Here is a 3,715-nt window from a genome sequence, read left to right as displayed (position 1 = left end):
AGCCACCCGCTGCAGGCCTTCGTCTCCGAGTCCATGCAGCGCGTGATCGACACCGTGATCATGAGCAACGCGGTGCACGGATATCTCAGCCAGTCCGACAAGGGCGAGCTGGTCATTGGCGCGGGCATCGACAGCTACCTGGGCTACGGCCAGCGCGGCAGCCCGCACGTGATCGACCACACGGCCGCGGCCATCATCGAGCTGTTCCCGCAGTTCTCGCGCGTGCGCATGAACCGCCAGTGGGGCGGCATCGTGGACGTGTGCCCCGACGCCTGCCCGATCATCAGCAAGACCCGGGTGCAGGGCCTGTACTTCAACTGCGGCTGGGGCACGGGCGGCTTCAAGGCCACCCCGGGGTCGGGCCACGTCTTCGCCCACACCATCGCCAACGACCGCCCGCACCCGCTGGCCGCGCCCTTCTCCATAGACCGCTTCCACAGCGGCCACCTCATCGACGAGCACGGCGCCGCCGGCGTCGCGCACTGAAGCCCCGAGGACGCAAGCACCATGCTCCGACTGCATTGCCCCCACTGCAACGAGCTCCGCGAGGAAGAGGAGTTCAGCTACGCCGGCGAGGCCTACATCGCCCGCCCGGCCAACCCGGCCCAGGTTGACGACGAAACCTGGGGCGACTACCTCTTCATGCGCCGCAACACCAAGGGCTGGCTCTGGGAGCAGTGGCAGCACAGCGCCGCGTGCCGCAAGGTCTTCGCCGTGCGCCGCAACACCGCCACCTACGAGATCTCCGGCACCTGGACGCTGCAGGACGCCAAGCCGCTGTTCGACAAAGAGACTGAGGGAGAAGCTGCATGACCGCCCAACGCGTTGACATCGCCGGCACCCGCATCGACACGCGGCGCAAGGTCACTTTTACTTTCGACGGCAAGACCCACAGCGGCTACGCCGGCGACACGCTGGCCTCGGCGCTGCTGGCCAACGGCTACAAGCGGCTGGCCCGCAGTTTCAAGTACGGCCGCCCGCGCGGCATCCTGGGCGCCGGGGCGGAAGAACCGAATGCCTTGGTGCAGATGGAGGAAGGCGCGCACACCGTCCCCAACATCAAGGCCACGCAGGCCGAGCTGTACGACGGGCTCAAAGCCGCCACCACCTCCGGCTGGCCTTCGCTGGACTTCGACCTCAAGGCCACGCTGGGCAAGGCCTCGCGCTTCATGCCCGCGGGCTTCTACAGCAAGACGTTCAAGTGGCCGCGCAAGTTCTGGCCGGCGTATGAGGCCGTGATCCGCAAGTTCGCGGGCTTCGGCAGCGCGCCCACCGAAGCCGACCCCGACCACTACGACCACCTGTACCACCACGTGGACGTGTTGATCGTGGGCGGCGGCGCCTGCGGCCTGCTGGCCGCGCTGCAGGCCGGCCAGGCCGGGCTGAAGACGGTGCTGGTGGACGAGCAAAGCGAGCTGGGCGGCTGGCTGCTGTCGGACCCGTCCGCGAGCATCGACGGCCGCAACAGCGACGCCTTCCTGCGCTCGGTGCGCGCCACGCTGGACAAGCTGCCCAATGTGACTTGCCTGAGCCGCACCACGGCCTTCGGCCTGTACCAGGACAACCTGGTGCTGGCCGTGGAGCTGATGCAGGACCACCTGCCCATCGGCGCGCGCGACCCGCTGCTGCCGCGCCAGCGCCAGCACAAGATCCGCGCCCGCCACATCGTGCTGGCCACCGGCGCCATCGAGCGGCCCTTGGTCTTCGGCAACAACGATCTGCCGGGCGTCATGACCGTCTCCGCCGGCCAGACCTTCCTCAAGCGCTACGGCGTGCGGGTGGGCCAGGAAGTGGTGGTCACCGGCACCAGCGACATGATCTACGACTGCGCCAACGGGCTGGCGGCTGCGGGCGCCAAGGTGCACGTGGTCGATCCGCGCCCGCAGGGCATCGCCCGCCGGCTGGAAGCCAACGTCACGGTGCACCAGGGCTTTGCCGTGGGCGAGGCCGTGGGCCGCAACGAGGTGAAGGCCGCCAAGCTGGTGAAGCTGCATCCGCAAAAGGATGAAGCCGTCGGCTCCGGCCCCACGCTGCGCTGCGACGCGCTGCTGTCTTCCGGCGGCCTGTCGCCCACGGTGCACCTGTTCTGCCATGACGGCCGCCGCCCTATTTGGGACGAGACCGTGGCTGCCTTCGTGGTGCCCAAGGCGGGGCGCGAAGGCATCGCCTGTGCAGGGTCCGTGACCGGTGCCTTCGGCCTGGAAGAGGCGCTCAAGCAGACCACGGAGGCCATGCGCGAGGTGCTCAAGACGCTGGGCGCCAAGGCGCAGCTCAACGCGCCGCGCTGCAACACGGCGCCCGTTCAAGCCCCGCGCCACATGTACCGCGTGCCCGACGGCAAGCCGGAAGGCGTGGGCGCCAAGGCCTTCGTGGACTACCAGAACGACGTGACGGCCGCCGACATCGAGCTGTCCATCCGCGAGAACTGGCAGCACATCGAGCACGTCAAGCGGTTTACCGCGCTGGGCTTCGGCACCGACCAGGGCAAGCTCTCCAACGTCAACGGCTTCGTCATCACGGCGCGCGCCTTGAAGCGGCCCGTGTCCGAGGTCAGCACGACCACGTACCGCCCGGCCTACACGCCGGTGTCGCTCGGGGCGCTGGCCGGCACCATGGAGGGTGACACCTTCGACCCGGTGCGCACGACGGCCATCCACGCCAGCCACGCCGCGCGCAAGGCCGAGCTGGAGCCCGTGGGCAACTGGATGCGCCCGTGGTATTTCCCCAAGAAGGGCGAGGACATGCACGCCGCCGTGGCGCGCGAGTGCCGCGCCGCGCGCACGGGCGTGGCGGTGATGGACGCCTCGACGCTGGGCAAGATCCAGATCGACGGCCCCGACGCGCGCGAGTTCCTCAACCGCGTCTACGCCAACGCCTGGAGCCAGCTCGCCCCTGGTAAATGCCGCTACGGCCTGATGCTCGACGAGAACGGCATGGTCATGGACGACGGCGTGACGGCGTGCATCTCCGACACGCGCTTCTACATGACCACCACCACCGGCGGCGCGGCCAAGGTGCTCAACTGGCTGGAGCGCTGGCACCAGACGGAGTGGCCCGAGCTGCGGGTGTGGATGAGCTCCGTCACCGACCACTGGTCCACCGTGGCGCTGGTGGGGCCGAAGTCGCGCGAGGTGCTCTCGCGGCTGTGCCAGGACATCGACCTCTCGCCCGAGAGCTTCAAGTTCATGGACTGGCGCGCGGGCACCGTGGCGGGCCTGCCCTGCCGCGTGTTCCGCATCAGCTTCTCCGGCGAAGTCAGTTACGAGCTCAACGTGGAGTCGGGCTACGGCCAGGCGCTGTGGGAAGCCGTGATGGCCGCGGGCGCGGACTTCGACATCACGCCCTACGGCACGGAGACCATGCACGTGCTGCGCGCGGAGAAGGGCTTCATCATCGTGGGCCAGGACACGGACGGCTCCATGACGCCGCACGACCTGGCCATGGGCTGGGCGGTGAGCACCAAGAAGAAGTACAGCTTCCTGGGCCAGCGCTCGCTCTCGCGCAGCGACACCACGCGCGTCGACCGCAAGCAGCTCGTGGGGCTGATGCCCGAAGACCCGGCCACGGTGCTGGCCGAAGGGGCGCAGGTCATCGAGGACCCCAATGCCCTCAACCAGCTGCCCGCGCCCATGCTGGGCCACGTCACCAGCAGCTACCACAGCCCGGAGCTGGGCCGCTCCATCGCCATGGCCGTCGTTCGCGGCGGCGCCAAGCG

General features: G+C 69.1%; 3 protein-coding genes. All 3 read left to right on the top strand.

The window, feature by feature from the left end; translation table 11 throughout:
* On the top strand, positions 1-486 hold a 486-nt coding region (locus SM757_RS34530), incomplete at its 5' end, for an FAD-dependent oxidoreductase (protein ID WP_322468797.1).
* Positions 487-507: 21 nt separating this feature from the next.
* Positions 508-813, top strand: coding sequence for a sarcosine oxidase subunit delta (locus SM757_RS34525; protein WP_322468796.1), 306 nt, complete (start codon positions 508-510; stop codon positions 811-813).
* Positions 810-3,715, top strand: a 2,906-nt coding sequence (locus SM757_RS34520) for a sarcosine oxidase subunit alpha family protein (protein ID WP_322468795.1), incomplete at its 3' end; no start/stop codon positions are given. The genes SM757_RS34525 and SM757_RS34520, both read left to right, overlap by 4 nt.

Origin of the sequence: Azohydromonas lata (assembly GCF_034427735.1) — a bacterium.
Classification (GTDB): domain Bacteria; phylum Pseudomonadota; class Gammaproteobacteria; order Burkholderiales; family Burkholderiaceae_C; genus Azohydromonas; species Azohydromonas lata.
The sequence above is the reverse complement of the archived record's forward strand: the minus strand, read 5'-3'. Positions and strand labels throughout refer to the sequence as shown.